The 25,167-nt window shown below is 67.0% G+C and carries 31 protein-coding genes, 1 tRNA gene and 1 pseudogene; 13 read left to right on the forward strand and 20 right to left on the reverse strand.

Features of this window, described 5'->3' with window-relative positions:
- The first annotated feature begins 36 nt into the window (after positions 1-36).
- The 3 genes and pseudogenes from MSG_RS23700 (at position 37) to MSG_RS23715 (ending at position 2,356) form a co-directional block, all read left to right on the forward strand.
- Positions 37-402, forward strand: coding sequence for an ArsR/SmtB family transcription factor (locus MSG_RS23700; RefSeq protein WP_096443529.1), 366 nt, complete (start codon positions 37-39; stop codon positions 400-402).
- Positions 390-1,953, forward strand: a pseudogene (gene arsB / locus MSG_RS23705) (ACR3 family arsenite efflux transporter). The gene MSG_RS23700 and the pseudogene arsB overlap by 13 nt, the downstream one beginning before the upstream one ends.
- Entirely contained in the window at positions 1,919-2,356 is a 438-nt protein-coding gene (locus MSG_RS23715) for an ArsI/CadI family heavy metal resistance metalloenzyme (protein ID WP_096443533.1), read from the forward strand. The pseudogene arsB and the gene MSG_RS23715 overlap by 35 nt, the downstream one beginning before the upstream one ends.
- A 15-nt stretch (positions 2,357-2,371) precedes the next feature.
- On the opposite strand, the gene MSG_RS23720 is transcribed toward MSG_RS23715, so the two are convergent.
- Both MSG_RS23720 and MSG_RS25950 read right to left on the reverse strand, forming a co-directional pair.
- Positions 2,372-3,064 (reverse strand): type 1 glutamine amidotransferase domain-containing protein, encoded by a 693-nt coding sequence (locus tag MSG_RS23720; RefSeq protein WP_096443535.1) that lies wholly within the window; start codon positions 3,062-3,064, stop codon positions 2,372-2,374.
- A gap of 85 nt (positions 3,065-3,149) precedes the next feature.
- Positions 3,150-3,278: a hypothetical protein gene (locus MSG_RS25950; protein WP_258173948.1), complete on the reverse strand. Its 129-nt coding sequence runs from the start codon at positions 3,276-3,278 to the stop codon at positions 3,150-3,152.
- 74 nt (positions 3,279-3,352) lie between these two features.
- Here MSG_RS25950 and MSG_RS23725 point away from each other — a divergent pair, with 74 nt between their 5' ends.
- The gene (locus MSG_RS23725) at positions 3,353-4,567 is read left to right on the forward strand and encodes an Rv2253/PknI dimerization domain-containing protein (RefSeq protein ID WP_096443537.1); all 1,215 of its coding nucleotides are present in this window, start codon (positions 3,353-3,355) and stop codon (positions 4,565-4,567) included.
- A 97-nt stretch (positions 4,568-4,664) separates the two neighbouring features.
- On the opposite strand, the gene MSG_RS25380 is transcribed toward MSG_RS23725, so the two are convergent.
- The 6 genes from MSG_RS25380 to MSG_RS23755 all read right to left on the reverse strand — a co-directional run bounded on the left by MSG_RS25380 (position 4,665) and on the right by MSG_RS23755 (position 9,518).
- Positions 4,665-4,937, reverse strand: a complete 273-nt coding sequence (locus tag MSG_RS25380) for a hypothetical protein (RefSeq protein WP_181159188.1) — start codon at positions 4,935-4,937, stop codon at positions 4,665-4,667.
- A 98-nt stretch (positions 4,938-5,035) separates the two neighbouring features.
- Positions 5,036-6,007: an LLM class flavin-dependent oxidoreductase gene (locus MSG_RS23735; RefSeq protein WP_096443539.1), complete on the reverse strand. Its 972-nt coding sequence runs from the start codon at positions 6,005-6,007 to the stop codon at positions 5,036-5,038.
- Between the two features lies 1 nt (position 6,008).
- Positions 6,009-6,494 carry a VOC family protein gene (locus MSG_RS23740; protein WP_096443540.1) on the reverse strand — a complete coding sequence of 162 codons (486 nt, stop codon included), beginning with the start codon at positions 6,492-6,494 and terminating at the stop codon, positions 6,009-6,011.
- A 15-nt stretch (positions 6,495-6,509) separates the two neighbouring features.
- Positions 6,510-7,757 carry an MBL fold metallo-hydrolase gene (locus MSG_RS23745; RefSeq protein WP_096444770.1) on the reverse strand — a complete coding sequence of 416 codons (1,248 nt, stop codon included), beginning with the start codon at positions 7,755-7,757 and terminating at the stop codon, positions 6,510-6,512.
- A 14-nt stretch (positions 7,758-7,771) separates the two neighbouring features.
- Positions 7,772-9,043, reverse strand: a complete 1,272-nt coding sequence (locus tag MSG_RS23750; protein WP_096443541.1) for a sulfotransferase family protein — start codon at positions 9,041-9,043, stop codon at positions 7,772-7,774.
- An 88-nt stretch (positions 9,044-9,131) separates the two neighbouring features.
- Entirely contained in the window at positions 9,132-9,518 is a 387-nt protein-coding gene (locus MSG_RS23755; protein WP_096443545.1) for a DUF2237 family protein, read from the reverse strand.
- A 103-nt stretch (positions 9,519-9,621) separates the two neighbouring features.
- On the opposite strand from MSG_RS23755, the gene MSG_RS23760 reads away from it, so the two are divergent.
- Complete coding sequence (locus tag MSG_RS23760) at positions 9,622-10,128, forward strand: TM2 domain-containing protein (protein ID WP_096444771.1); 507 nt, start codon at positions 9,622-9,624, stop codon at positions 10,126-10,128.
- Between the two features lie 114 nt (positions 10,129-10,242).
- Positions 10,243-11,373, forward strand: coding sequence for a cellulase family glycosylhydrolase (locus tag MSG_RS23765; RefSeq protein ID WP_096444772.1), 1,131 nt, complete (start codon positions 10,243-10,245; stop codon positions 11,371-11,373).
- A gap of 2 nt (positions 11,374-11,375) precedes the next feature.
- On the opposite strand, the gene MSG_RS23770 is transcribed toward MSG_RS23765, so the two are convergent.
- Entirely contained in the window at positions 11,376-11,636 is a 261-nt protein-coding gene (locus tag MSG_RS23770) for a hypothetical protein (protein WP_096443547.1), read from the reverse strand.
- A 134-nt stretch (positions 11,637-11,770) separates the two neighbouring features.
- Positions 11,771-12,667 (reverse strand): SDR family oxidoreductase, encoded by an 897-nt coding sequence (locus MSG_RS23775; protein WP_096443549.1) that lies wholly within the window; start codon positions 12,665-12,667, stop codon positions 11,771-11,773.
- A gap of 24 nt (positions 12,668-12,691) precedes the next feature.
- On the opposite strand from MSG_RS23775, the gene MSG_RS23780 reads away from it, so the two are divergent.
- Positions 12,692-13,264 carry a TetR/AcrR family transcriptional regulator gene (locus MSG_RS23780; protein WP_096444773.1) on the forward strand — a complete coding sequence of 191 codons (573 nt, stop codon included), beginning with the start codon at positions 12,692-12,694 and terminating at the stop codon, positions 13,262-13,264.
- Between the two features lie 382 nt (positions 13,265-13,646).
- Here MSG_RS23780 and MSG_RS23790 read toward each other — a convergent pair.
- The 3 genes from MSG_RS23790 to MSG_RS23800 all read right to left on the reverse strand — a co-directional run bounded on the left by MSG_RS23790 (position 13,647) and on the right by MSG_RS23800 (position 14,855).
- A tRNA-Ser gene (locus MSG_RS23790) sits at positions 13,647-13,736 on the reverse strand.
- Positions 13,737-13,765: 29 nt separating this feature from the next.
- The gene (locus MSG_RS23795) at positions 13,766-14,272 is read right to left on the reverse strand and encodes a nucleoside deaminase (RefSeq protein WP_096443551.1); all 507 of its coding nucleotides are present in this window, start codon (positions 14,270-14,272) and stop codon (positions 13,766-13,768) included.
- A 61-nt stretch (positions 14,273-14,333) separates the two neighbouring features.
- Positions 14,334-14,855: a tRNA adenosine deaminase-associated protein gene (locus tag MSG_RS23800; RefSeq protein ID WP_096443553.1), complete on the reverse strand. Its 522-nt coding sequence runs from the start codon at positions 14,853-14,855 to the stop codon at positions 14,334-14,336.
- A 136-nt stretch (positions 14,856-14,991) separates the two neighbouring features.
- Here MSG_RS23800 and MSG_RS23805 point away from each other — a divergent pair, with 136 nt between their 5' ends.
- Entirely contained in the window at positions 14,992-15,930 is a 939-nt protein-coding gene (locus MSG_RS23805; protein WP_232011333.1) for a prephenate dehydrogenase, read from the forward strand.
- Here the strand turns inward: MSG_RS23805 and MSG_RS23810 are convergent.
- Genes MSG_RS23810 through MSG_RS23830 form a run of 5 tightly spaced genes read right to left on the reverse strand, consistent with a single transcriptional unit; the run spans position 15,893 to position 19,973 of the window.
- Complete coding sequence (locus MSG_RS23810; RefSeq protein WP_096443557.1) at positions 15,893-16,489, reverse strand: putative glycolipid-binding domain-containing protein; 597 nt, start codon at positions 16,487-16,489, stop codon at positions 15,893-15,895. The genes MSG_RS23805 and MSG_RS23810 overlap by 38 nt on opposite strands.
- A 4-nt stretch (positions 16,490-16,493) precedes the next feature.
- Entirely contained in the window at positions 16,494-17,237 is a 744-nt protein-coding gene (locus MSG_RS23815) for an ABC transporter permease (RefSeq protein WP_096443559.1), read from the reverse strand.
- Positions 17,234-17,923, reverse strand: coding sequence for an ABC transporter permease (locus MSG_RS23820; protein ID WP_096443561.1), 690 nt, complete (start codon positions 17,921-17,923; stop codon positions 17,234-17,236). Before MSG_RS23820 ends, MSG_RS23815 begins: the two co-directional genes overlap by 4 nt.
- 2 nt (positions 17,924-17,925) lie before the next feature.
- Positions 17,926-19,029: an ABC transporter ATP-binding protein gene (locus tag MSG_RS23825; protein WP_096443563.1), complete on the reverse strand. Its 1,104-nt coding sequence runs from the start codon at positions 19,027-19,029 to the stop codon at positions 17,926-17,928.
- Positions 19,026-19,973, reverse strand: a complete 948-nt coding sequence (locus MSG_RS23830; RefSeq protein ID WP_096443565.1) for an ABC transporter substrate-binding protein — start codon at positions 19,971-19,973, stop codon at positions 19,026-19,028. Before MSG_RS23830 ends, MSG_RS23825 begins: the two co-directional genes overlap by 4 nt.
- 112 nt (positions 19,974-20,085) lie before the next feature.
- Here MSG_RS23830 and MSG_RS23835 point away from each other — a divergent pair, with 112 nt between their 5' ends.
- Positions 20,086-20,457 carry a LapA family protein gene (locus MSG_RS23835; protein ID WP_096443567.1) on the forward strand — a complete coding sequence of 124 codons (372 nt, stop codon included), beginning with the start codon at positions 20,086-20,088 and terminating at the stop codon, positions 20,455-20,457.
- Here the strand turns inward: MSG_RS23835 and MSG_RS23840 are convergent.
- Together MSG_RS23840 and MSG_RS23845 are read right to left on the reverse strand one after the other, a co-directional pair.
- Positions 20,446-21,492: a phosphotransferase family protein gene (locus tag MSG_RS23840; RefSeq protein WP_096443569.1), complete on the reverse strand. Its 1,047-nt coding sequence runs from the start codon at positions 21,490-21,492 to the stop codon at positions 20,446-20,448. The two genes, MSG_RS23835 and MSG_RS23840, sit on opposite strands and share 12 nt — an antisense overlap.
- A gap of 9 nt (positions 21,493-21,501) precedes the next feature.
- Positions 21,502-22,110: a histidine phosphatase family protein gene (locus MSG_RS23845; protein WP_096443571.1), complete on the reverse strand. Its 609-nt coding sequence runs from the start codon at positions 22,108-22,110 to the stop codon at positions 21,502-21,504.
- A gap of 125 nt (positions 22,111-22,235) precedes the next feature.
- On the opposite strand from MSG_RS23845, the gene MSG_RS23850 reads away from it, so the two are divergent.
- The 4 genes from MSG_RS23850 (at position 22,236) to MSG_RS23865 (ending at position 25,159) form a co-directional block, all read left to right on the forward strand.
- Positions 22,236-22,889 carry a class I SAM-dependent methyltransferase gene (locus MSG_RS23850; RefSeq protein WP_096443573.1) on the forward strand — a complete coding sequence of 218 codons (654 nt, stop codon included), beginning with the start codon at positions 22,236-22,238 and terminating at the stop codon, positions 22,887-22,889.
- A gap of 95 nt (positions 22,890-22,984) precedes the next feature.
- Entirely contained in the window at positions 22,985-23,278 is a 294-nt protein-coding gene (locus MSG_RS23855) for a hypothetical protein (RefSeq protein WP_232011115.1), read from the forward strand.
- Positions 23,279-23,340: 62 nt separating this feature from the next.
- Positions 23,341-24,396, forward strand: a complete 1,056-nt coding sequence (locus tag MSG_RS23860) for a phosphotransferase family protein (RefSeq protein ID WP_096443575.1) — start codon at positions 23,341-23,343, stop codon at positions 24,394-24,396.
- Between the two features lies 1 nt (position 24,397).
- Positions 24,398-25,159, forward strand: a complete 762-nt coding sequence (locus tag MSG_RS23865; RefSeq protein ID WP_096443577.1) for an SDR family NAD(P)-dependent oxidoreductase — start codon at positions 24,398-24,400, stop codon at positions 25,157-25,159.
- Positions 25,160-25,167 lie beyond the last annotated feature (8 nt).

The following is a 25,167-nucleotide window of genomic DNA, read 5'->3' on the forward strand; positions in this document are numbered from 1 at the left end:
CTGGCGAACTGATTCGATATCTGCTTATATAGACAGATGTCGAATCAAACTCGGGTCGATTGTCGCCCCGGCCTGGGAGTGGCCGCGCTGGACGATGCGCAAGCCGCGACGTTGGCGACGATGTTCAAAGCGCTCGGCGACCCGGTGCGCCTGCGGTTGCTAAGCCAGATCGCCAGCCACCCGGGCGGCGAAGCCTGTGTTTGTGAGATCTCGACGACGTTGGATGTTTCCCAGCCGACGATTTCCCACCATCTCAAACTGTTGCGCTCAGCCGGCCTGATCGACTGCGAGCGGCGCGGCACCTGGGTGTACTACTGGGTGATTCCCTCGACATTGCAACACCTTTCGTCGGCCCTGAAGATTGACGACGTGGTCGTCACGACGACGGGATGTTGCCCGTGACGCGGCCCGGGGCGGTCGCCGACCTCTCGACTCTGGACCGGTTGCTGCCGTTGTGGATCGGCGCGGCCATGGCCGCGGGTCTGCTGCTCGGCCGGACGGTACCGGCTCTTGGATCGCTGCTGAGCGCTGTCGAAGTCGACGGCATTTCGCTGCCGATCGCGCTCGGTCTGTTGGTGATGATGTACCCGGTGCTGGCCAAGGTTCGTTACGACCGGCTCGGCGAGATCACTGGCGATCGCAAGCTCATCGCGTCCTCGCTGGCGCTCAACTGGCTGGTCGGCCCAGCAGTAATGTTCACCCTGGCGTGGTTGCTACTCACCGATCTTCCGGAGTACCGCACCGGTCTGATCATCGTGGGGTTGGCTCGCTGCATCGCGATGGTCATCATTTGGAACGACTTGGCCTGCGGGGACCGCGAGGCCGCCGTCGTCCTGGTCGCTCTCAATTCCGTCTTCCAGGTCGTGATGTTTGCCGTCCTGGGCTGGTTCTATTTGTCGGTGTTGCCCGGTTGGCTTGGCCTGCCGCAAACCGGCATCGAGGTCTCCCCTGGCAACCTCGCCAAATCGGTGCTCGTCTTTCTCGGTATTCCGCTGCTGGCCGCGTACATGTCGCGCCGACTGGACAAGCGGGCCATGGGCCGCCAATGGTATGAGGCCGTGTTCGTCCCCCGCATCGGACCGTGGGCGCTGTACGGGTTGCTGTTCACCATCGTCATCCTGTTCGCGTTACAGGGCCGCGAAATCACCTCTCGGCCCTGGGATGTCGATCGCATCGCATTCCCCCTCCTGTGCTACTTCGCGATCATATGGGCCGGCGGATACGCCCTTGGAGCGGCGCTGCGCCTGGGCTACGCCCGCACCACCACATTGGCATTCACCGCGGCAGGCAATAACTTCGAGCTGGCCATCGCCGTGGCCATCGGCACCTACGGCGTCGCGTCCGGGCAAGCATTGGCCGGCGTGGTCGGGCCGCTCATCGAAGTCCCCGTCCTGGTCGGGCTGGTCTACGTCTCGCTGGCACTTCGGGACCGGCTCTTCAGTTCTCCGGCCGCCTCGGATTCGCCAGAAACGGCCGCCCATGGCTGACCATCCGAGTGTCTTGTTCGTTTGTGTGCACAACGCCGGCCGCTCCCAGATGGCCGCCGCGCTCCTGATGCATCTGGCCGGCGACCGCATCGAAGTCCGTTCAGCGGGAACCGAACCCGCGGACCACCTCAATCCCGCCGTAATCGCGGCGATGTCCGAAATCGGGATCGACATCACCACCGAGGTGCCCGAGCTTCTCACCGGCGAGGCGGTGCAGTCGAGTGATGTCGTGATCACCATGGGTTGCGGGGACACCTGCCCCTATTTTCCGGGCACGTCCTATCGGGATTGGAAGCTGGCGGATCCTGCCGGTCAACCGCTGGAGACCGTGCGCGCGATCCGCGACGACATCGTCCGCCGTGTCGAGGGCTTGCTCACCGAACTGTCACCCGCTCCCAAAGCCAAGCAAGGACCCGCAGAAAGGATTCACCATGTCGCGTGTCCAGTTAGCCCTCAACGTCAATGACCTCGAAGAGGCAATCACGTTCTATTCCAAGCTTTTTGGAGTCGCACCGGCCAAGGTCAAGCCCGGCTACGCCAACTTCGCCGTCGCGCAGCCCCCGCTGAAGCTCGTGCTAATCGAGAACCCGGGTCACGGCGGCACGCTCAACCACCTGGGCGTCGAAGTCGCCGACAGCGAAACCGTGCACACCGAGGTCGATCGGCTTGTCGCCGAAGGTCTGTTGACCGACGAAGAGATCAACACCACCTGCTGTTTCGCCACGCAGGACAAGGTGTGGGTCACCGGACCCGGTAGCGAACGGTGGGAGGTCTACACCGTGCTAGCCGACTCGGACACCTTCGGTCCCCGCGGGGGCGATCCCGAGCCATCCTGCCAGCCGGTGAAGTCGGATTCCGAAGTCGCCTAATCGTCGAGACATCCGCTAGGTGAGCGCTTTGAGGAATTCCTCGGCCAACGGGCCGGCCGAAGCGGGGTTCTGCCCCGTGTAAAGGTTGCGGTCCACCACCGTAAACGGCTTCCACACCTCACCCTTGACGTAGTCGACGCCCAACTTGATCAGTTCGTCCTCGGCCGTGAACGGCGCGTGCTCCCGCAGGCCGACGCCATCCTCTTCCTCGTTGGTGAAGGCCGAGACCCGGTAGCCGACGAAGGGTGACGTCCCGTCGCGGCGGGTGGCCAGTATGGCGACCGGCGCGTGGCAGACGATCGCCAGTGGCTTGCCTGACGCGAGGGCGGCGATCAGTAGCCGGCCGGAGTCGGCGTCGCGCCACAGGTCTTCCATCGGCCCGTGGCCGCCCGGGTAGTACACGGCGTCGTAATCGTCCAGGCGCGCGACCCCGAGCTGGATCGGCCGGCGCAGCTCTTCGGCCGAGCGCAGGATGCCTTCCAGCTTCTCGGCGATCTCGGCACTGCCGGCCATCGACGGACGCAGGCTCATCACGTCCACGTACGGCACGGTGCCGCCGGGTGTCGCCACCACCACCTGATGACCGGCCGCGGTGGCCGCCTCGTAGGGGGCTGCGAACTCCTCGGCCCAATACCCGGTCGGGTGCCGGGTGCCGTCCGTCAGCGTCCAGTAGCTCGCGCCGCTGACGACGAAGAGGATCTTGGCCATACGACGAGCCTAGCCGCTCCCGTCGATCAGGGCGGCGCGCGTCGGCCCGTAGCTCAGTCGCCTCCGAAAGTGTCTTGTTGGCAAGCTATTCGCGGCAGATCGCGCGATAGGCGTGCAGCACCAAGGCCAACGAGCTGTCGGACATGGCCAGCCATTTACCGTCGACGGCGCGGAAGTTGTTGCGCGGTGCCGGGATATCGGCCTGGTCGAGCACCAGCCCGATTGGCCCTAGCTCGCCCTTCAGGCGGTCGGAATATCGCCGGGACCGGGAGACGGTACGATCCCGGCATGCCGTTGGCAAGCGGTGAGACGGTGGACGAATCGAAGCCGAGCCGACGCGGGCGCTCCCGAGTTGCAGTCGGGGCGGCGCTGGCGGCACTGATCCTCACGGCGTCCGGTGTCGTCGCGCACTGGGGCCGACCGACCGAGGGCCCGGCCGGGGCGGCCTCGGTTCCGATCACCACATTCCCCACGGGCAGCGCCGTCGCGCCACCCGCCGTCCTGCTCGACGGCACCTACCGCTTCGCCTACGACTACGAGAAGCAGACGATCAACGGCACCCCCGTTGTCGTGCACACCAGCGACAACACGTCGTGGTGGGCATTTCGTTCGGCATGCGGAGCAACGGGATGCGTCGCCACCGGGACTCAGCTGGAAACCAAAAATCCCCAGCTGGCGCGCACGCCCGCGCAAACTGCCGTTTACCGATTTGTCAACGGCCAGTGGCAATCCGCGCCCGCGCGGCGCCAGCTCTCCGAGCAACGCTGCCTCGACGCAAGCGGACGCGTGGCGGCCGGCACGAACACCGTGATGCTGACCTGGTCATTGCAGCCACAACCCGACGGGGTGCTGCGCGGCACGAAAACCGGGACCGCCGTGACCAACGAATGCGGGTTTCAAGGGGAGGTGGCGATAGCACCCCTCGTGGTCACGCGCAACGGCGACGTGCCGGCCGGCGTCGCCGTCGCGGACCCAGCGGCGACCACGCCGTCGACAGATGCCGGCACCCGGCACGTCCCCGGCCCGGTCCTGGAGGGGACCTATCGCCTGGATTTCGATCTGCAGAACCAGACGGTCGACGGCCAACAAACCAGCCTGGGCGCTCCCGTCTCCGAGTGGTGGGCCTTTCGTTCCGTGTGCACGCCAACGGGTTGCGCCGCCGTCGGATCGCAGTTGGCAGATTCGAACCAGCAGGAGGCCACCGAAACCACGAGCGTCGTTCGTTTCACCGAAGGTCAGTGGCGAGGTACGCCGACCCTGCAGTCGCGAATGGACTGTGAGACGGCCGGCAAGCAGGGCCAGGAGGACGAGACCCGTCTGTGGACCTGGGATCCGCAGACCGACGGCACTCTTCGGGGCATCCAGATCGCCACCGTTCTCAGCAACGAGTGCGGTAGCCAGGGGCGCGTGTACCGGACCCCGTTCGTCGCGACACGTCTCGGCCTTGTGGCCACGAGCGTTATCGTGGCCGATCCTGCCCTGTTCGTGGCCGCCACCCACTGAGCTGAGGATCGCCGAATCGGACCCGAGATTGCCGCCACGGCTGTTGTATTGGACGGATCGCAGCCCTGACGGCAATCTCGGCGCAACGGCCCAAGCCCTAGCCGCCACCGCCCGCGGCGCCACCGCCGCCGGCCCCACCAGCACCGGCTCCGCCATCCGGCACGTTGGCACCGGATCCACCGCTGCCGTAACCACCGCCGGGGACGGGTGCCCCGGGCGGCGGGGCCGGCACTGGGCTGGACGACGTGGGTGTGGGCGGTGCCGCCGGTGTGTCGGCCGCAGCGATACCCGCGCCACCGAACGCGCCCGCTAGCACGATCGCGGCCGCGCCGCCGAACAGCGCGGCTGCCCTTCTCATCGCTGACTTCATGCGCTCCCCTTTTCTCCATCGGAAATCCGACCCCTGTGCCCGTACCCGGTATCCGGGTGGCCAATCAGCGGTGGGGAATTCGGTGCCCGGGGAGGCGGTCAGGCCAGCGCAGGCATGACGACGTCGGTGAGCAATTGCACCGATTTCCACGCCTCGTCGATCGGCATGCCGCCGACCAGCGGATGCATCACCAGGGGGCCGTAGTTGTGGGACTCACGGACCTCGGCGATCAGCTGCTCGGGCGTCAAAAACCGATACCTGCCCGAGGCCTTGACTTCTTCCAGCGTCCGGACACCGGGCAGGTGCATCAACGAGCGTTGGTCGGTGGACCACTCGCCGTAGGTGACCGCTTCCCAGAGGATGTGCTCCCCGAGTTCTGCCCACGCCTGGTTTGGATCCTCGTGCAGATAAATCATTCCGCGATTAACCGGCCCGGGCATCAGGATCAGCGGCTTGAGGCCGGCCTCGGCGCACAGCTGGCGGTAATAGTCGGCAATGTCGGGCAGGTGATCGGCGAGGCTGAGCGGCAGGCCGAATCGCGCCGCCCGGCGCGCGGTGGCGCGCGCTCCGCCGCCGACATAGAGCGGCGGGTGCGGCCGCGTCCACGTGCCGGCACAGATTCCGCCATCGGTGTCCGCGCCCGACCACACCGACAGCATCCGCCCGACCAAGTCGTCCATCAGATTTCCACGCCGATCGAAATCCACGCCCAGCGAGTCGTATTCGACGGTGCGATATCCCAGCCCCACCGTGGTGTGCAGCCGGCCGCGGCTCATGTTGTCGACCAGCGCGATGTCCTCGGCGAGCCGCACCGGATTCCACAACGGCCCGAGTGCGCAGTCCACGCTGGCGATCATGGTCGAGGTACGCGCGAGGACCATCGCCGCGGCCATGATCGGGTTGCAACTCCAGCCGTGTCCGGTGGCGTGATGCTCGTCGACGCTGACGGACGTGATACCGCGCGATTCACCCCACTGCGCCAGCTCCAGGGCAGCCGACAGCAGGGCACTCTGGGTGCGCGGGTTACCTTGCGGCGAAGCAAAATTGAAACGCAGCACTGTCAGCAGCACGTCAGGCTCCGTCGGACTCGGGCGCGGCCATGGACTCGACCAACGCGGCGAAATCGGGGAACAGCGCGCGGTCGACAATTTCGATGCGGGTGCCGCATGCGTCGACGAAGTATGCGAACATTCCGAATTCCGACCCCGGTATTTCTCCGGTCATTTCGAAGCCGAAACCGCTGGCTTCCAACGTGCGCGCAGCCTCGACGAGGTTATCGGTGAAGTAGCCGACATGATGGACCGAATTGCCCGGGGCGGCCGTCCATGGTGTTCCCGGAACCTCCTGCACCAGTTCGAGGTGCGGGCTTTGCACCGAGTAAACGATCGTCGACGTCAGCTCGCGTACCCCCTCCGTGGTGCGGAACGGCAACCTATAGCTGAGCGGGGTGATCCACCGGTAACCGGCCAGGGTGCTCAGGCGGACCATGGCGGCATCGAGGTCCGGCACGACGATGCCGGTGTGGTAGAAGTCCCTGGGGTCTAACGCGACTGCCACGGTCGGTTCCTAACGCTATGAATTCTTTGCGATCTGCCTTGTTAGCCAAGCTCTTTCCCAGAAGTTTGTGGTGTCTTCCAGGAGACTCTCGTGCGCCTCCCTCAGCACCTCACGCGCCGTGGGGTGGTCCGGATGTTCGGCGGACACGATTTCGGCGAGGTGGACGGCGTGCACGGGGCGTCCCGCGGCGAGGTGTGCGCGGGCGCGGTCGACGAGCGCATCGGCGCCGGCGAGCTCGACGAGGTCCGCGCCGACGGCGTCGAAGCCGATCGGGTAGAGCTCGGTTGTCGACCGGTGGTGGAACCACCCCGAGTAGTTCTCCCAGATCGCGCGGACATCCCAGGCGACCTTCCCATAGCCTTGGCCCACTTCGTATTCCGCGGGCAATGCAATCTCGCGCATCAGCGTCTGGACGTCTTTGCCTGCGTTCATCCCGGCGACGGTCCGGTCGTGGATGTAGTGCAGCGCGTCGCGCAGCCTGGTCAGCTCGGCATCGATGACGTCGGCACCCGCGACCGGCGCGAAGTGGCCGGTGACCAACAGGTCGGGCCGCAGGTTGCGCACCCGCTCGACCGACGCGGCTGCAGTCAGAGCGTCGCGGTAACGATCGCCGCGCATCGTCACCAGGTTGGGGATGTGCCCGAATATCGGGCCGAAGGTGTTTCCGCACAGGCAGATTCGTTCTTCAGGCAGCCAGACCACCAAAGAGTCGGTGGTCTCGCCGCCCGGCACGGAAATCAGCTCCAGTCGCCGGCCGCCAACCTCGAGGGTGAGGGTGTCCTCGAAATCCAGATCAACGGTCGGGACGCTCTGGGCCGGAAGCTTTTTGGTACCCAGGCGGCGCTGAATGGCTTGGATGCCGGTGGCCAACGTGTCGCTGAAGGCGAAGGCGCTGCGGCTGGCCCGGTACGGCAGCAGGCGTTCGTTGTCATCGCGCCACGTGGTCCAGTTCGCTTGTGCGACAACTGTGGTATCAGGATCGCGCACGCTGTCCAGGCCGCCGACGTGGTCCACATGGCCCTGAGTGAAGATGATGTAGCGGACCGGCGAGGAGTCGACGGCGTCGAAGTTGGCGCGGTGCACCGGGCCCTCGAAGCCCATGCCGGTGTTGACGATCACCCGGCCGTCCGCGGTGGTGAGCAGGTAGGCGTTCGACAGCCCCGGCGAACACCACAGCCCGGGAGCGACCTGTTCGGCCTGCTCGGCGGACGCCGGGCGCAAGGCGTCGGCGCCCGGCCGGCTGCGATACACCGGTTCGACCATCGCGGGTGTCTCCTTCATTCGGGGCTGACGTCGAATCTGTCGAAATAGAAGCCGAATCGCCCCCGCAGCTCGTCGGCCGAGATTCCGAAATGCCGTTCCAGGCCGTAGCGGATCCGCCCGTGCTTGCCGCGCGGATTGTCATCCAGGTATTGCTGGAACCGCCGTCGCACCTTCGGGGTCAGCTCGATGCCGCCGCGCTGGTAAAGCCCTTCCAGCAGCGGCATCTCGTTGCCGTTGAGATGCTGGAAGCTGATGTCGATGCTGCGTTCGGCCGGCACGATGTCACGGTCACGAACACATGCGCTGAGCAGTCGGTGGACCCGGTCACTCCAGTAGTCCAGCAGCCAGGCCGGGTCAATGCTGTTCCGGCGCAGCCGATCTGAGTAAGCCATCATCGTGATCGCCGACTGGATCACCGCGACGGGATCGCGGTGCGTGAAGGCAACGGTCGCATCCGGAAACGTCGCCATCAACGGGCCGAGTTGCTCACAATGTTGTGGGCTCTTGAGCACCCACGTCCGCGGCCCGCGCAGAAATGTCAGCGCCTGCAGCACCTTCTTGAGATAGGCGTAATGACGATACTGGTCGAGCTTCAGGTAGTAGTCACGCCAATCCGGCACTTGCGCATGCCATTCCAGAACGTAGGAGGCCAGATCGAGATCGAGCAGCTCGACCTCCTCCTCGATCGCTTCGGGGAACCGGTCGTGCATGGCCGCGACCACCGGGGCGCTGGCCATCAGGGCGTCGTGTTCGGCCCTGGCGCGCGCGTAGCGCGGATCGACCCCGAAGCTGTCGGGCCCCTGGCCGCGGGCGGGTATCGGATCCTGGCTCTCCCAATACGGCAACGCGCGCCGGCGGGGATCGGCAGCAATGAGGTTCACCAGATGCGTGGTACCCGATCGCGGCATCCCGACGACGATGAAGGGCTTTTCGATCGGGATCGACTGGATCTCGGGATAGCGTTTGAGGAGCTGGGTGAGCGACAACCGGTTGCGCAGTAACCGAACTACCCGTTGGCGCAGGGTTGAGCGGGTGAGCTCGCGAAGGCTCGTGTCGGATTCGATCGCGGCCACGTGCGCGGTCAGCCGGTCCCCGAAGCCATCGGCGTCATCTAGATCGGAGCCCACCCCGGCCTGGTCAACGGCTTCGGCAAACATCCGGTCGATGTTCAGGTCGACGCGCTTGGCCTCGGTGAATTCCAGGACCTGACGCTGGATGTCGGTCAGCGTGGGCGAGGTCAGATCGTCGAAGTCGATGTCCGCGATGTCGGGGCCGGCAGAGCTCATGCGACCGCCTCCTCGACCAGGTGCCGACTATTCGACGTATCACAGTAACGCCAGCGTTTCCACGGGCGTACGCCAACCGGCGCCCGCTCTACAGGTTCGCCAAATCGTCTGGGACGTCGACCTTGTGTTCAAGCAGCACATCCAGCGGCACGACCTCGAGCGTGCTTTCGTGCGTGGAGGCCAACACCACCGGGGCGGCGTACCCGTCCTCATGAGCGCGCAGCCAGTTCAGCGCGGTCACGCACCAGCGATCACCCGGGAGCAGGCCGGGAAACCGGTACTCCGGGACCGGGGTCGACAGATCATTGCCGATCGAGCGCTGGTGCTCCAGAAAGTCGGCGGTCATCACGGCGCAGATGGTGTGCCGACCGCGGTCCTCGGGCCCGGTCGAGCAGCAACCGTCGCGGTAGAAACCGGTGAGCGGCTCGGTGCCGCAAGGCTGCAGCGGCCCACCTAGCACGTTGCGATCAGCCACCCGCTCAGTATCCCGCCGTTCGGGCCGCGCTGAGAAGAGGTCGCATTCGCCGCCGGATGTTGGCGAAGCCTGCGTACTTCGAGCGACATATACAGTGGGCCGGGTGTCGACGCCCAATCCGCCGGAATACCCGCCCGGCCCACCGCCGGAGGGGTGGCAGCCGTACGGTTATGGTCCGCAACCGGGCCCTCAATTCCCGCCGCCGTCGAGCTACCCACCTCCATCGGGCTATCGGCACCAGCCGGGCCATTCGGCGCCGCAGCCCTACCCCGGATTTCAACCCTACGGCGGTCATCCGGGATACGCGGTCGATCCCTACGCGCCGTTCGGACGGGATCTCGCCACGGGCCTTCCCCTTTCGGATAAGTCGGCCACCACCGCCGGCCTGCTGCAGCTGTTCTTCGGCTCGTTCGGCATCGGACGCTTCTACATCGAGTCCACGCAAATCGCCGCCGCGCAGCTGGGCCTGGGGCTGCTCGGCATCGTCTTCAGCGTGTTCTGTCTCCTCGGCGTGCCGGTGCTGCTCGGCAGCATCATCTGGGGCGTAGTCGACGCGATCATGATGTTGACCGGCAACGTCAAGGACGATGAGGGCCGCAAGCTGCGTTAGCCTCCGCGCCCAAGAACCGTTGTGTCACGGCGAGATAACGATTTCAAAACATCGATCCAACGCGTGTCAATCAGCCGCTCCAGCCGCAGCAGACGGGAAAATTGGTGGCATTTGATACAACGACGTACGGCACTGAAATCACCGTTGCTGCTGGCAGCGGGCATGGCACTGGCCCACACGCCTCGCGCGTCGGCCGTCGCGGATCGATGGACACCCGAGCGCGCCAACGCCTGGTATCAGTCGCAGGGCTGGCTGGTCGGTGCGAACTACGTTCCCTCGACCGCGATCAACCAGTTCGAGATGTTCCAGGCGGGAACCTACGACCCCCAGCGCATCGACAGCGAGCTGAACCTGGCGCGGTCGCACGGGTTCAATACCATGCGGGTCTTCCTGCACGACCAACTGTGGGCCACGGATCGCCAGGGCTTCCAGGCACGCCTGGGTCAGTTTGTGGGAATCGCGGCGCGCCATCGCATCAAACCGCTTTTCGTCTTCTTCGACTCCTGTTGGGACCCGGTGCCGAAGGCCGGACCGCAGCACCCTCCGGTACCGGGTGTGCACAACTCCGGCTGGGTGCAGAGCCCGGGCGCCGAACGCCTCGGTGATCCCCGCTACGCCGCCGTCATGCAGGACTATGTCACCGGGGTGTTGACTCAGTTCCGCAATGACGACCGGGTGTTGGGATGGGATCTGTGGAACGAACCCGATAATCCCGCCAAGGAATACCGCAAGGTCGAACGCGCGGACAAGCTGCAGCACGTAGCGGAGCTGCTGCCGCAGGTGTTCCGCTGGGCGCGCGCTGTCGATCCCGCTCAGCCGCTGACCAGCGGTGTCTGGCAAGGTGCGTGGGCGGACCGGGGCAGCCGCAGCGCGATCAGCTCGATTCAGCTCGACAACGCCGACGTGATCACGTTTCACAATTACGGCAAGCCGGCCGAGTTCGAGTCCAAGATCGGTGAGCTGGCGCCGATGGGCCGGCCGATCATCTGCACCGAATACATGGCTCGCCCGCAGGGCAGCACCATCGAGTCGGTTCTCCCAATTGCCAAGCGGCATAACGTCGGAGCCATCAACTGGGGATTCGTTGCCGGGAAGACCCAGACTTATATCCCGTGGGATTCGTGGGATCACCCGTACACCACGCCGCCGAAACTGTGGTTCCACGACCTGGTGCTGCCCGACGGAAAGCCGTACCGGGACAGCGAGTTGCAGACGCTTCGGGGGCTCGCCGGCGCCGTTAGCTGACCCTATGCGGCCCTCGGACCACGCACGTCAGGTGCGAGGGCGACCCCGGAACGTAGCGGCGTGACGCGGGCCAACTCGGTGACGTCGTGTTCGGCGGGATGCTCGATGTTGCGGTGGACGTACCAGATCGCGGCGATGGCGACGCCCGCCGCGCCCAGGGCCAGAACAACGGCGATGTCGCCGAGGGCCAGCAGAATGACGATTCCGGCGAGAATCCAGACGGCCTCGCCGATTGGGTAGCGCCCCTTGGGATTTTGCAACATGTCGGCCTCACTCAACAATCCATTCGCCGTTAAAGTCGGCGCATACGGCTGCAACGCGTGAGCGACACGAAAGCTGCCCGTCTGCCCAGACCGGTGACCCATTTCACTACCGGCCCGCACACACCGCCCTGCGGTTACTCCGGATAGTCGCCGATTTCCAGATCCTCGAGCAGGCTCGGATGGGTGGGCGCCCAGTCGAATCGCTGGCGCGTCAGCGCGCTGGACGACGGCTGATCGGCGGCGAAGATGGCGCCGAGCGGTCCGAAGTCTTCGGCGGGAGCGGAGGCGACAGGCACGCCGAGGCGGCGGCCGATCACCTCGGCGATCGCTCGCATCGGGTCGCCCTCGTCACCCACTGCGTGCAGTACCGAGCCGGGCGGTGCCTCTTCGAGAGCGATGCGGAACAACGCGGCGGCATCCTCGCGATGGACGGCGAGCCACCGCTGTGTGCCGTCGCCGACGTAGGCCGACACACCGCTGCGTCGCGCGGCCTGGATCAGGAGACTGGCAAAACCGTATCGCCCGCCTGCGTCATGCACCGACCGCGGTAGCCGTACCACCGACGATCGGACGCCGCGCTCGGCCAGGTCGACGACGAACTGACCGGTGCGGCCGCGGCCGGCCACGGGGCCCTCGGTCATGAACGGATCGGTCTCGGTACTCGGTCGGCCGGGCGCCGCCGGGGTGCCGTTCGCCAGAACGAGAGGTTTACCCGTCTCGACGAGCGCTTCGCCGATCGCGGCGACCGCGCGGGCTTCGTCGCCGACGGCGTCCCCTGTGCTGTTGAAGTCCTGGGGCAACGTGAAGTCGTGGGAGAACGCGAGGTAGGCGACACCGTCGGCATCGATCGCCTTTTGCAGCACGTCGAGGTCGGCGACGTCGCCGCGCAACGGCTCTGCGCCGAGGCGGCTGATCCTCGCGGCCGAGGACTCGGATCGGGCCAGTCCCACGACGTGATGACCAGCCGCGATGAGGTGTGTGACGACGGCCGACCCGATTCCACCGCTGGCACCGGTGACGAATATGCGCATGAATGACTTCCTTCGGTGATGCGGATGGCTCGCTGGCAACCCGACGCGCGCGAACGCTTGGTCGCGGCGGCGCTGGAGTTGTTCAACGAACGCGGATACGACGAGACGACGGTCGCGCAGATCGCCGAGCGGGCGGGCCTCACGAAGAGCACCTTCCTTCGGCACTTCCCCGACAAACGCGACGTGCTGGCGGCGGGCCAGGATGCCCTCGCGCGGCTGATGCGCGAGGGCATCGCCGCGGCGCCAGCCGACGCGACCCCACTGGACACCGTGTGCTCCGGTCTGAAGTCAGCCGCGGCGGCGTTCACGCCGGATAAACGGGAGTTCGCGCCAAGGTTGCAAGCGATGGTCGCGACCAGTGCCGAGCTACAGGAGCGCTACGCACTCAAACAGATCGGACTTGCCCTCGCAATGGCCGAGGCGCTGCAAACCCGGGGCATACCGGGCCCGACGGCCGCGTTGGCCGCCGAGCTCGGGGCGCTGGCGTTCAAGACCGCCTATGCCCGCTGGATAGAACCGGACGAAACCCGGAACCTGGGCACCCTCGCGTGCGAGGCGCTACGTGAATTACACAGCGCCGCAGCCAATCTTGGCTGACTCAGTGCTCCATGAGACCGGGCAGAGGTTCCGCCTCGGTCAGCCAATCGCGACCCGCCCTGGCGCGCCGTCGCTGGTGCTCAACATCAACTTCACCGGCGAGGTTCCCAAAGTCTACTTCGCATATCGTCCACCCTGCCGCCGCGCCACCCGGTGTTGTCGGACGTTTTAGCGCTGCAGCGGATGTTGGGCCACCAGAGCGCGAAGGTCACGCTCGATACCTACAGCGACTTGTTTGACGACGATCTCTATGTCGTCGCCACGAAGCTGGATGACCGGTATTCGCCTGAGGTTGCGGCCAAACTGTGGCCATAAGCCATTCAGGCGCAACCTTAGGAAACCTGGAAATGCGTCTCTTCCTGCGATTTCTCGCCGAGAGCTTTGGCGGTGGCGGAGGGATTTGAACCCTCGGACGGTTTTAGCCGTCACACGCTTTCGAGGCGTGCTCCTTAGGCCGCTCGGACACACCACCGCCGAGCAGCTTACAGAAGGAACCGCCTCTCACCCCAATCGCTGGCGCGCGAAGAACGCCTCCAGCGGCGCAGCGCACTCCCGCGCGAGCACGCCGCCGCGCACCTGCGGGCGGTGATTGAGCCGGCGGTCACGCACCACATCCCACAGCGAACCGACCGCACCCGTCTTGGGCTCCCAGGCGCCGAACACCAGCCGCGCGACGCGCGCCAGCACCAACGCGCCCGCGCACATCGTGCACGGCTCGACGGTGACCGCCAGGGTCGTGCCTTCCAGCCGCCACCCGTCACCGAGCACGGCGGCGGCGGTGCGTATCGCCAGGATCTCCGCGTGCGCGGTCGGATCACCAAGGGCCTCACGGGCATTAACGGCCCGGGCGAGTTCGGTTCCGTCCGGCCCCAAGATCACCGCACCGATCGGCACGTCCCGGGAACCCGCGGTCATCGCGGTCGACAGTGCGGCACGGATCAGATCCTCGTCGGTGGTGCTCACCGACCCAGTCTGACGGCGGCGACCCGCTTCGCCCAGCTGGGTCATTCGCGGCGACCCGCGGCGCCCGGCGCGGCCGCGCTTGCGATCGCCACGGCCGCGCTCGCGATCACCGACCCAAGCGGTCGATCACCGCCGACAGCTGATCGGCGAAGCCCATCTCGCGGGCGATGCGGCCCAGCTGCTCGTCGGCATACAGGTCGGTCTCGTCGAGAATGACGCCCAGCACCGCCTCGGGCAGGCCGATGTCGGACAGCAATCCGAGGTCACCCTCCTCGAACGGCTCGGACTCCTCGAGGTCTTCGGGATCGATGTCGGCGTCCAAGTTATCCAGGACCTCGGCGGCGATGTCGTAGTCGAGCGCCGCGGTGGCATCGGAGAGCAGCAACCGGGTCCCCGACGGCGCGGGACGCACGATGACGAAGAATTCGTCGTCGACATCGAGCAGCCCGAAGACCGCTCCCGCGCTGCGCAGTTCACGCAATTCCGTCTCGGCGGCGCTCAGACTGGTCAGCGCCTTGGGTCCCATGACGGAACAGCGCCACTGGCCCTCTTCCCTGACGACGGCGACACCAAAGCCGTCCGGCGCGTCCGCGGCCGGGCCCTGCGCTGAGGCCCGTTGTGATCCCATGGGCGCCTACGCTAGTCGCCGACCAGGCCGCTTGACCAGATAAGGCCCACTCGGCGCGCCACCTGAGAGCAGCGCTTCGGGCGAACTGTGCCAACCTTGCACTGTGGCTTGGACAGCGACCAGAACACCGGTATGCGTGCTCGGTCTGGGGCTCATCGGCGGCTCGATCATGCGGGCGGCGGCCGCCGCGGGGCGGGAAGTGTTCGGCTACAACCGGTCCGTCGAGGGCGCCCAGGGGGCCGTCGCCGACGGATTCGACGCCACCACCGACCTCACCCACACGCTGACCCGCGCCGCCCGTACCGGCGCGCTGATCGTGCTGGCCGTGCCGATGCCGGCGTTGCCGAGCATGCTCGCCCACATCAGCGAATTGGCCCCCCAATGCCCCCTGACCGACGTCACCAGCGTCAAAACCGCGGTGCTCGACGAGGTCAAGGCGGCCGGCCTGCAGGACCGCTTCGTCGGCGGTCACCCGATGACCGGCACGGAAAACTCGGGCTGGTCCGCCGGGCACGCCGGGTTGTTCACGATGGCCCCGTGGGTGGTCAGCGTCGATGACCACGTCGACCCGGTGGTCTGGTGGATGGTGATGACGTTGGCGCTGGACTGCGGCTCGGTGGTGGTGCCGGCCCGCTCCGACGAGCACGACGCGGCGGCCGCCGCGATATCCCATCTCCCGCACCTGCTCGCCGAGGCGCTGGCGGTGACGGCCGCCGAGGTGCCACTGGCCTTCGCGCTGGCCGCTGGCTCCTTCCGCGACGGCACCCGCGTGGCCGGCAGCGCCCCGGACCTGGTCCGGGCCATGTGCGAAGCGAACTCCGCGCAGCTGCTGCCGGCCGTCGACCGCATGATCGACCTGCTGAGCCGCGCCCGCGACTCGCTGGACTGGGACAACTCAGTTGCCGAGCTGGTCGAGGCGGGTCACGCCGCCCACACGCGCTACGACCGCTTTCCGCGCTCCGACATCTTTCCCGTCGTCATCGGCGCCGAGAAGTGGCGCGAGGAGCTGGCCGCCGCGGGCCGGGCGGGCGGGGTGATCAGATCCGCTCTGCCAATCCGGGATAGTCCACGATGAAGCCGTCGGCGTCGGCCGTCACGGTGGTGTCGGCGACGGGTGAGCGCAGCTTGATGCCGTCGAGACTACCCGTGCTGGTGTAGTTCACGATCGCCGCGGAAACGGTCATGTCGGGAACGTGCACGTAGACCATCGGCAGCGCGATCGAGTCGGCCTGATGCTGCAAGTCGAGGCGGCGGATGGGCAGCGCGTTGAAAAACGGGCTGAACACCACGTCGACGTCGAGCGCGCCGTTGAATCCTTCGCGCCGTTCCCCATGGTGATCGCTGATCAACCACATGTTTTCCTCGTCACGGGAGATGGCGAGCTGGCGTTCGCGCTCGGCCAAGGTGACGGTCAGCCCGAACCTCTTGGTGGCCCCGCTCTCGTCGGTCTGCACCTCGTAGAAGGCGCCGAAGGCGGGGTTGGCGGCGGTGGCCGCCGCCACAATGCGGCCATTGGCTCGAATTCGCTTGCCGGACAAATAAACTCGCACCGATTCCATACGGGACACATCCGGTGCGCGCCATGTCAACATCGCCGGCCAAGCGGGCTGGGTCGGATCGGTAGGGGCGTTCACACTCCTACCGTAAGACGTGTCCGCTGACGGGGGCAGCTTTGTCGCCAAGTGGGGCCGGTTTCACGTGGTCACGCCGCCGCGACCTGCGCAGCCGCCCGGTGCCCGGCACGGACAGCCACACCGCGAACGCCAGCAGGGCGTCGAGCGCCAGCGCCAGGGCCGCCACCATCAGCGCACCGACCAGGGCGAGCTGGAATTCGCGCATCTTGATCCCGTCGATCAGGTATCGGCCCAGCCCGCCCAGGCTGGCATAGGCGGCCACCGTTGCGGTGGCGACCACCTGCAACGTCGCGTTGCGCAGCCCGCCCAGGATCAGCGGCAGCGCGTTGGGCACCTCGACGCGCAGCAGGACCTGGGCCTCGGTCATGCCCATCGCGCGGGCGGCGTCGACCACCGTGGGCTCGACGCTGGCGATGCCCGCGTAGGTGCCGGCCAGCAGCGACGGCACGCCCAGCAGCGTCAGTGCCACCAGCGGCGGGCCTATGCCCAGCCCGAACAGCAACACCCCGAGCAGTAGCACACCCAGCGTCGGCAGGGCACGCAGACCGTTGATCGTGCCCACCACCAGCAGCGTGCCGCGGCCGGTGTGCCCGATCAGCATGCCGAGCGGGACGGCGATCAGGGCGGACGCGCCGACTGCCAGCGCGGTGTATTCCAGGTGTTCGATGGTGCGCGCGGCGAGCCCGACCGGGCCGGTCCAGTTGTCGGCGGTCAGCAGGTAGGACACCGCCTGCCCGACGAAGTTCATCGCGCACCCCCCACGACCGGGGCCGGCACCAATCGCCGCCGGCCCGCCCTGCGGGTGGCACGCTCCCAGGGCGTGGCCAGCCGCCCGACGACGAGGATCGACACGTCCAGGACGACGGCAAGCACCAGCAACACGATGATGCCAGCGACGATCTGGTCGCTCTTGTTGGCTTGGTATCCCATGGTGAACCACGAGCCGAGCCCCCCGATGCCGATCACCGAGCCCACCGCCACCATCGCGATGTTCGTCACCACGACGACGCGCAGGCCGGCGACCATGACCGGAATCGACAGCGGCAGTTCGACTTTCAGCTTTCGCTTGATCGTCGGGTAACCCACCGCGGTCGCCGCGTCCCGCACCTGCGCGGGAACGACGTCCAGCGCCTCGAGGATAGCCCGCACCAACAACGCGGTGGTATAGGCCGTCAGCGCGACGATGACGTTGACCTCGTCGAGGATGCGCGTCCCGATGATCGTCGGCAGGGCCACGAACAACGCCAGCGACGGGATGGTGAACACGACGCTGGCGGCCGCCGTCGTCAACCGCCGGGGAATCGGTGCGCGTTGCACCAGCATGCCCAGCGGCACCGCGACCGCGAGCCCGATCAGCACCGGCACCAACGCAAGCCGCAGATGCACGACCGTCAACCGCCCGGCGTCGCCCAGATGAGTCAGCAGATAGTGCATGTTCAGACCCGGCGCTGCGCTTCCACCGCGGCCAGGACGTCGGTGGCCAGCACGCCGCCGACGACCCTGCCGTCGCGGTCGACCGCGACGCCGACGAACGACGGAGAGGACAACGCCGCGTCGAGTGCCTGGCTGAGGTTGCCGCCCGGGCGGAGCTGCGAACCCACCGCGCTGAGGCAGTCCCGCAACGGCGTGCCCGCACGATGACGTCGCACCCCGTCGGCGTCGATCCAACCCACCGGCCCGCCGCCGTCGTCGACCACCAGCGTCCAGCCGTCCGCGGCGCACGTGGCCGAACCATCGGCCAACGCGCCCAGGACAATTCGATCGAGGTCGTGCAACGGCAACCCGGCCGCCTCGATGAGTTGCAGCCAGCGGTAGCCGCGGCCGAGCCCGATGAACCGGGCCACGAACTCGTTGGCGGGACACGAGAGCAGTTCCGCGGGCGCGTCGTATTGCTGCAGCACGCCGCCGCGGCCGAACACCGCCACCCGGTCGGCGAGTTTGAGGGCCTCGTCGATGTCGTGGGTGACGAACACGATCGTCTTGTGCAATTCGCCTTGCAGGCGCAGTATTTCGTTTTGCAGCTCGTGCCGGACCACGGGGTCGATGGCCGAAAACGGCTCGTCCATCAGCAAGATCGGCGGATCGGCGGCCAGGGCGCGGGCCACGCCGACGCGCTGTTGTTCGCCGCCGGACAGCTGCGCGGGAAATCGGTTGGCCAGCTTGGCGTCCAGGCCCACACGCTCGAGCACCGCGTAGGCGGCCTTGCGAGCCGCCCGCCGCGGCTGCCCCTTGAGCACCGGCACGGTCGCGACGTTGTCGATCACCCGCTGATGCGGCATCAGTCCGGCATTCTGCATGACGTAACCGATTCCGAGGCGAAGCTGGACCGCATCGACCGTCGACACGTCGGCGCCGGCCACCGTGATGGTGCCCGACGTCGGCTCGACCATGCGGTTGATCATCCGCAGCGCGGTGCTCTTGCCACTGCCCGACGAGCCGACGAACACGGTCAACTTGCCGTCGGGGACCTCGAGGCTGAGGTCGTCGACGGCGGTGTTGCCGCCGGGGAAGACCTTGCTGACCCGACAGAAGCTGATCATTGCGCCAGCGGCCGATCGAAGCCGTTGTCGCGCAACCAGTTCCGCGCGACCTGGCCGGGGTCTTTGCCCGAGTTGCCCGCCACCTCGGCGTTGAGCGCCGCGACGCCCGCGGAGGTCAGCTTCGCCGATACCGCGTCCAGCACATCCTTGAGGCGGTCAGACTTCTTCTGCGAATTCACCAGCGGCACAATGTTGCCGGCCAGGAAGTTGTGCTCGGGGTCCTCGAGTACCACCAGGTGGTTCTGCGGGACGGCCGGTGACGTGCTGAAGATGTTGGCGGCGTTGACCCTTCTTTCGACCAGCGCGCGCACGGTCACGGCCCCGCCGCCGTCTTCGATCGCAACGAAATTGCCCGGGCCGATGGTCAGCCCGTACTTCTGCTTCAGGCCGGGCAGCCCCGAGGGTCGGGCCTGGAAGTCCGACGGTGCCCCGAGCCTGACGTCCGGCGAGTGCGCTGCCAGGTCGCCGATGGTCTTCAGGTGCCAGGCCGCAGCGGTTTCGCCGGTGACGGTGATGGTGTCGGTGTCGGAAGCCGGCGAGGGCGTCAGAATGGACAGGTCGCCGGGCAGGCGCTGGTAGAGCTCCAATTCGACGGCGTCGAGCATGGTTGCGCTCGATTTGGGCTCGAAGTATTGCAAGAGGTTGCCGATGTATTCCGGCACCAAGTCCACGGAATGATCCTTCAACGCGGGGATGTATGTCTCGCGGCTGCCGATGCCCATGCGCCGCCCGACATCAAACCCGTTCACCTGCAATGCCTGTGCGTAGATCTCGGCCAGGATCTGGGATTCCGGGAAGTCGCCGGAGCCAACCACGATCGATCTCATGCTGCGGACCTGCGGCCCCAGCGGATCGGAATTGCTGCAGGACGCAAGCACACTGATCGTTGCCAAGCCCACCGCCGCGGCGACGATCGCGCGGTGCACGCGCCGCGGCATCCTCATACCCGCAGACCCTAACCGCCGCGACACCTGAACACCGCACCATTGCGCAGGCAGGACGGGGTTCGTGGCGTTGTTAGTTTCATTCTCTGGCGGATGGGGACAAGATGACACTATGAGCAGCAACTCCCCTGCCTCGCCCACGCCGCCTCCCCCCGTCGGCCCGACGCACAAAGAACCGGCTATCGGGTTCACCCGCGCCGGCGCGTTATGGTCGGCGTTGATCGCGGGCTTCCTGATCCTGATCGTGTTACTGATCTTCATTACCCAGAACACGACCTCGGCATCGTTTCAGTTTCTGGTCTGGCGCTGGAGCCTGCCGCTGGGCGTGGCAATCCTGCTGGCGACGGTCGTCGGCGGGCTGTTGACGGTGGCGGTCGGCACCGCGCGCATCATTCAACTGCGCCGGGCCGCTAAAAAACACCATGCGGCGGCGGCCGCGACGGCCACCGACATCGGGCTTACCGGGACCGATCTAGCCGGGTAGCTTCGCCAGCTCGCCGAGGCCGCGCGAGATCAGCGGCGCGACGACCTCGGGCGTGTGCTCGGACTCCTTGCCGCTGGCCTGATCCGACATTCGCCGGCGGAAGTCGATGCCCGCGGCGATGATGGCCAGCTTGAAGTACGCCAGCGCCATGTAGAACTCCCAGTGCTCCAGCGGCAGCCCCGCGGCCAGCGAGTACCGGTCCGCCAGCTCGTCGGCCGTCGGCAGCAGCGGCGAAGTCCAGGCGGCTTGCGCGTTGACGATCAGGTCCAACGCGGGGTCTCGGTACACGCACATCAGGGCGGCGTCGGACAGCGGGTCGCCCAGCGTCGACAGTTCCCAGTCCACGACCGCGCGCACCCGAGTCGGATCGTCGGCGTCCAGGATCGTGTTGTCGATCCGGTAGTCGCCATGCACGATCGACGTCCGGCTCTGTTCTGGAATCGCTTGCTGCAGACCGGAATGCAGCCGCTCGACGTCGGCGTCCCGATGGTCGTCGGGTAGTCGCACCAGCTGCCATTGCGAACCCCACCGGCGCACCTGGCGTTCCAGGTAGCCGCTGGGCTTGCCGAAGTCGCCCAGCCCGACCTCCTGCGGGTCGACGCGGTGCAGGTCGACGAGCACCCGCACCAACGAGTCGGCGCATTTGTCGATGACGGTGTGGTTGAACGCTTCGATTTGCGCGCGGCGGCGCACCACCTGGCCGGCAACGAATTCGACGACCTGAAACGGTGCGCCGAGCACCGACTCGTCCTCGCACAGGGCGATCGCGCGGGCCACCGGAACGGCCGTGTCCTGCAGGGCCGCCGCCACCCGGTACTCGCGGGACATGTCGTGCGCCGACGGCGTCAGGCCGTGCAGCGGCGGGCGCCGCACCAGCCAGTTGGTCTTGTCGTCGTAGACCCGGAACGTCAGATTGGAGCGGCCACCGGAGATGAAGTCCCCGCGCAACTCGCCGTCGCGCTCGATTCCGAGCGAACGCAGATACCGGTCCAGGGCGGGCAGGTCCAGCCCGTCGAGTCGATCAGCCGAAGTCACCGAACTTGTCTACCATCGCTGGTTGCGCGGTAACAGGTCCCACACGTGTTCGACACCATTGACCCCCGCAACCGTCGCCTGACCCGAGCGGGAATACAGCAGGCGGGTCACCGACGCGTAGTCCACCGGGAACGACAGCAGCCGCTTCGTCCCCAGAATCTGGTGCAGGAGCAGGTTGATCACGCCGCCGTGGCTGAACACCGCGACGGTGTCCTCGGGATCGGCCGTGGCGACGAGATCGTCGATCGCCGCCTGCACCCGCGCCCGGAAGGCGTCCTCGTCGACGGCACTGGGCAGGTGGCCCTGCGCCATGCGCTCCCATTCCTGCGGGTTCTCCGCACGGATCTGCTCGACCGGGATGTAGGCGGGCAGGTCGCGGTCGTATTCGGCGAACCGGTCGTCGACCTCGACGGCCAGTGCGCAGGCCGCGGCGACCGGCTGCGCGGTTTGAATCGCGCGGCGCTGCGGGCTGCTGACCACCCGGGAGATCGGGAACCGGGCCAGCGCCTCGGGCAGCCGCGCGATCTGGGCGATCCCCTCTTCCGAGAGATCCGGATCGGAACCCTGGCCGTGCTCGCTGCGCAGCGGCAGCGCGTGGCGGACCAGCAGCACTTGCATGTTTCTCCCTGTTGTCGGGTGTCCAGTGGCGTCGACGCGCGCGATTGGCAGTTTCTCATCGCGGGCTGCCGCGGCGCACGGCCGTCTCCTAATCTGCAAGGGAGCCTCGATATCAGGGAGGGCAGATGAGCCAGCCGAGCGTGGATTGGGACGCCGCCTACCGGCACGAAGCGCCGCCGCCGTGGAGCATCGGCCAGCCTCAACCGGAGCTGGCGGCCCTTTTTGATCACGTCCGTAGCGATGTGCTGGACTCGGGCTGCGGCCATGCCGCGCTGGCCCTGGCACTCGCGGAGCGTGGGCACACCGTCGTCGGCCTGGACGCCAGCCCGACCGCGATCGACGCCGCGACCGCGGAAGCCGCCGAACGAGGGCTGACGACGCTGACGTTCGCGCGGGCCGACGTCACCGACTTCGGTGGCTACCCAACCGGTTCCGAAAGCCGCTTCGCCACGATCCTGGACAGCGGCCTGTTGCACGCACTGCCGCCCGAGCGGCGCCAGGACTACCTGCAGTCGATCTTTCGGGCCGCCGCCCCGGGTGCGGGCCTGTACATCCTGGCCTTCGCGGCGGGCGCGCTAGGCCACGACGGGCCGCGCGGCTTCACTGAACCCGAGTTGCGCCAAGCTGTTTCGACGCTGTGGCGGGTCGACGACCTGCGTCCCGCCCGGGTCTACGGCAACGCAGCCGCGCTCGGTCCCGACAGCGCCGACGTCGAGCGCGACAACCACGGACACTTCCTGGCGCCCGGGTTCCTGCTCAGCGCGCACAAGCCGGAGTAGCGCGCGCCATGTACCGGGGCAACGGGCCGCGACCGGACGCGGCGCCAAAGAGAACCCTCACCATTCTCGCGTGCATCGGCTGCGCGATCGTTGCCGTGGGATTGGCCTTTCTGGCGGCGATGGATCTTTACCTGACCGGCTTTCCGGACTCTCACCCCACCGACTACGACAGGGCGGCGCGCGCGCCCAAGCGGATCCTCATGTGGTTGGAGTGGGGTTTGGTCGTCGTTTTTCTGGGCTTGGCTTTTACGCCGGTGCGTTCGCGGACGCGCGTCATCGCATCGGTGCTCGGTTTGGTCGTTTTGGTACTGGTCGCGGCGGCGCAGTGGATCGGCATCCCGTGGTATTTCCTGACCCATCTCCGTCTCGACAACGGAATCGGCGGCTAACGGGACGCTCCATTGCGTGCGGAGAATGCTATTCTCCGCACTGAGAGCGGGGTGTGCGGACGATGGCGACTGCTGGTGAAACCCAATTCGACCAGGGCATTCTTGGTCGGTGGCTGGATGCGAATGACGCTCCGGGAAGCGGCGAGGAACCGGCACTGCAGCAACTCAAGGGCGGTTCGCAGAACACGCTTTATCTGATCGAACGCGGTCCCGAGCGCATGGTGCTGCGGATGCCCGGCGCCCGCGCCGACGCCGCGCGCATCGACGGCTTGCTGCGCGAAATCCGGTTGGTGCGGGCGCTGTCGGACACCGACGTGCCGCACGCCGAGCTCATCGCCGCCGACGACACCGGCACCGTGCTGGGGTTGCCCTGCTACGTGATGCGGGCGATCGACGGGTGGAGCCCGATGGACGGCGGCTGGCAGGCACCGTTTGACACCGATCTGCAGGCGCGCCGCGGGCTGGCGTTCGAACTCGTCGACGGCGCCGCCAAGCTGGGCCGCGTCGATTGGCGCGGCCAGGGTCTCGACGGTTTCGGACGCCCGGACGGATTCCACGAACGACAGGTCGATCGCTGGCTGGCCTTTCTCGCCGCCTATAAGGTGCGCGAACTTCCCGGCCTGGACGACGCCGCCGAGTGGCTGCGCCGCAACCGGCCGGCGCACTACACGCCGGGCATCATGCACGGCGACTACCAGTTCGCCAACGTGATGTTCGCGCACGGCGGTCCGGCCCGGCTGGCCGCGATCGTGGACTGGGAGATGACCACGGTCGGCGATCCGCTGCTGGACCTCGCCTGGGCACTGCTGGGCTACGACGGCGAAAACCCGAGCGACGACGGCTTCTATCTGGACATGAAGGGCATGCCGACACGCAGCGAATTGCTGCGGCACTACGAGAAGGTCAGCGGGCTGTGCACCGAGAACATCGACTACTACCTGGTATTGGCTAACTGGAAACTCGGCATCGTGCTGGAAAAGACCTACGCGGCCGGGGTGCGCACCGGCAAGGTCGACCCGACAATCCAGGACGCCTTCGGGGCGATGATCCCCCGGTTGATCGCGACGGCCGCCGAGCTGGCGCGGTCGCTGCCCGCCGGTCCGATGGGAGCGTGCTGAAATGGGCTACGCCGAACAGCTTTTCGACCTCACCGACCGGGTCATCCTGATCACCGGCGGCAGCCGCGGGCTGGGCCGCGAGATGGCGTTCGCCGCCGCCCATTGCGGCGCCGACGTGGTGATCGCCAGCCGCAACCTGGACAACTGCGTGTCCACCGCCAAGGAGATCGAAGCCGAGACCGGACGTTCTGCCCTGCCGTATCAGGTGCACGTGGGCCGCTGGGATCAGCTCGACGGCTTGGTCGACGCGACCTACGAGCGGTTCGGCAAAATCGACACCCTGATCAACAACGCCGGCATGTCGCCGCTGTACGACAAGCTGAGCGACGTCACCGAAAAGCTGTTCGACGCCGTGGTGAACCTGAACCTCAAGGGGCCCTTCCGGTTATCGGCGCTGGTGGGCGAACGGATGGTGGCCGCCGGTCGCGGCTCCATCATCAACGTGAGCTCGACCGGGTCGCTGCGCCCGAACGGCGGCATCATTCCCTACGCTGCCGCCAAGGCCGGGCTCAACGCCATGACCGAGGGCCTCGCGCAGGCGTTCGGGCCGACCGTACGGGTCAACACGCTGATGGCCGGGCCCTACCTGACCGATGTCAGCAAGGCATGGAACCTCGACGACAGCGGCGACAACTTCCCGCACCTTTCTTTGAAGCGTGCCGGGGATCCGCGTGAAATCGTCGGAGCCGCTGTATTTCTGGCGTCCGACGCATCTAGTTTCACTACCGGTTCGATCCTGCGTTCCGACGGCGGGATTCCTTAGCAGGCAGG

It is taken from the genome of Mycobacterium shigaense, from assembly GCF_002356315.1.
Taxonomy (GTDB): Bacteria; Actinomycetota; Actinomycetes; order Mycobacteriales; family Mycobacteriaceae; genus Mycobacterium; species Mycobacterium shigaense.

Excerpts from the sequence above, each read along its gene's own strand:
- MSG_RS23700 (WP_096443529.1), top strand. The coding sequence starts at position 37 with ATGTCGAATCAAACTCGGGTCGATTGTCGCCCCGGCCTGGGAGTGGCC.
- MSG_RS23715 (WP_096443533.1), top strand. The coding sequence starts at position 1,919 with ATGTCGCGTGTCCAGTTAGCCCTCAACGTCAATGACCTCGAAGAGGCA.
- MSG_RS23720 (WP_096443535.1), bottom strand. The coding sequence starts at position 3,064 with ATGGCCAAGATCCTCTTCGTCGTCAGCGGCGCGAGCTACTGGACGCTG.
- MSG_RS23725 (WP_096443537.1), top strand. The coding sequence starts at position 3,353 with ATGCCGTTGGCAAGCGGTGAGACGGTGGACGAATCGAAGCCGAGCCGA.
- MSG_RS25380 (WP_181159188.1), bottom strand. The coding sequence starts at position 4,937 with ATGAAGTCAGCGATGAGAAGGGCAGCCGCGCTGTTCGGCGGCGCGGCC.
- MSG_RS23745 (WP_096444770.1), bottom strand. The coding sequence starts at position 7,757 with ATGGTCGAACCGGTGTATCGCAGCCGGCCGGGCGCCGACGCCTTGCGC.
- MSG_RS23750 (WP_096443541.1), bottom strand. The coding sequence starts at position 9,043 with ATGAGCTCTGCCGGCCCCGACATCGCGGACATCGACTTCGACGATCTG.
- MSG_RS23770 (WP_096443547.1), bottom strand. The coding sequence starts at position 11,636 with ATGTTGCAAAATCCCAAGGGGCGCTACCCAATCGGCGAGGCCGTCTGG.
- MSG_RS23775 (WP_096443549.1), bottom strand. The coding sequence starts at position 12,667 with ATGCGCATATTCGTCACCGGTGCCAGCGGTGGAATCGGGTCGGCCGTC.
- MSG_RS23780 (WP_096444773.1), top strand. The coding sequence starts at position 12,692 with ATGGCTCGCTGGCAACCCGACGCGCGCGAACGCTTGGTCGCGGCGGCG.
- MSG_RS23795 (WP_096443551.1), bottom strand. The coding sequence starts at position 14,272 with ATGACCCAGCTGGGCGAAGCGGGTCGCCGCCGTCAGACTGGGTCGGTG.
- MSG_RS23800 (WP_096443553.1), bottom strand. The coding sequence starts at position 14,855 with ATGGGATCACAACGGGCCTCAGCGCAGGGCCCGGCCGCGGACGCGCCG.
- MSG_RS23815 (WP_096443559.1), bottom strand. The coding sequence starts at position 17,237 with ATGAACTTCGTCGGGCAGGCGGTGTCCTACCTGCTGACCGCCGACAAC.
- MSG_RS23820 (WP_096443561.1), bottom strand. The coding sequence starts at position 17,923 with ATGCACTATCTGCTGACTCATCTGGGCGACGCCGGGCGGTTGACGGTC.
- MSG_RS23825 (WP_096443563.1), bottom strand. The coding sequence starts at position 19,029 with ATGATCAGCTTCTGTCGGGTCAGCAAGGTCTTCCCCGGCGGCAACACC.
- MSG_RS23830 (WP_096443565.1), bottom strand. The coding sequence starts at position 19,973 with ATGAGGATGCCGCGGCGCGTGCACCGCGCGATCGTCGCCGCGGCGGTG.
- MSG_RS23835 (WP_096443567.1), top strand. The coding sequence starts at position 20,086 with ATGAGCAGCAACTCCCCTGCCTCGCCCACGCCGCCTCCCCCCGTCGGC.
- MSG_RS23845 (WP_096443571.1), bottom strand. The coding sequence starts at position 22,110 with ATGCAAGTGCTGCTGGTCCGCCACGCGCTGCCGCTGCGCAGCGAGCAC.
- MSG_RS23850 (WP_096443573.1), top strand. The coding sequence starts at position 22,236 with ATGAGCCAGCCGAGCGTGGATTGGGACGCCGCCTACCGGCACGAAGCG.
- MSG_RS23860 (WP_096443575.1), top strand. The coding sequence starts at position 23,341 with ATGGCGACTGCTGGTGAAACCCAATTCGACCAGGGCATTCTTGGTCGG.
- MSG_RS23865 (WP_096443577.1), top strand. The coding sequence starts at position 24,398 with ATGGGCTACGCCGAACAGCTTTTCGACCTCACCGACCGGGTCATCCTG.